Origin of the sequence: Xanthomonas sp. LMG 12461 (assembly GCF_009192935.1) — a bacterium.
Lineage (GTDB): Bacteria > Pseudomonadota > Gammaproteobacteria > Xanthomonadales > Xanthomonadaceae > Xanthomonas_A > Xanthomonas_A sontii.
In genome coordinates, this window is record NZ_NQYT01000132.1 from 1 (window position 1) to 487 (window position 487).

Sequence of the window (487 nt, forward strand, 5' to 3'; positions counted from 1 at the left end):
GCTTACGGCCGCTGGATGAGCTACGTGCCTGGCCCGCGCCAGCGCGCGCCGTGGAGTGCCGACGAGGATGCTGCCGGCTTCTCGCCGGACCTGTTGCCGGCTGGCGGCGTGTACATGGCCGACGGCGCCGGTCCGCGCCTGCTGACGCCGCTGCAGGGCGGCTGAGCGGCGACGGGTCGCCTGGTCTAGGCCGGGCGACCCCGCATAGACCACCCGCCAACGTTAGCGCGCCGCGCGGCGCGCTAACGTTGGCGGGTGGTCTATGCGGGGTCGCCCGGCCTAGACCAGGCGACCCGTCGCCGCTCAGCCGCCCTGCAGCGGCGTCAGCAGGCGCGGACCGGCGCCGTCGGCCATGTACACGCCGCCAGCCGGCAACAGGTCCGGCGAGAAGCCGGCAGCATCCTCGTCGGCACTCCACGGCGCGCGCTGGCGCGGGCCAGGCACGTAGCTCATCCAGCGGCCGTAAGCCGACGGCGCACCCTGGCGG

At 75.2% G+C, this 487-nt stretch carries 2 pseudogenes; one reads left to right on the plus strand and one right to left on the minus strand.

Annotation, left to right across the window (positions count from 1 at the left end):
* A pseudogene (locus CEK68_RS20880) lies at positions 1-165 on the plus strand (protein tonB); the annotation flags it as partial.
* A 138-nt stretch (positions 166-303) separates the two neighbouring features.
* Here the strand turns inward: CEK68_RS20880 and CEK68_RS20885 are convergent.
* Positions 304-487: pseudogene (locus CEK68_RS20885) on the minus strand (protein tonB); the annotation flags it as partial.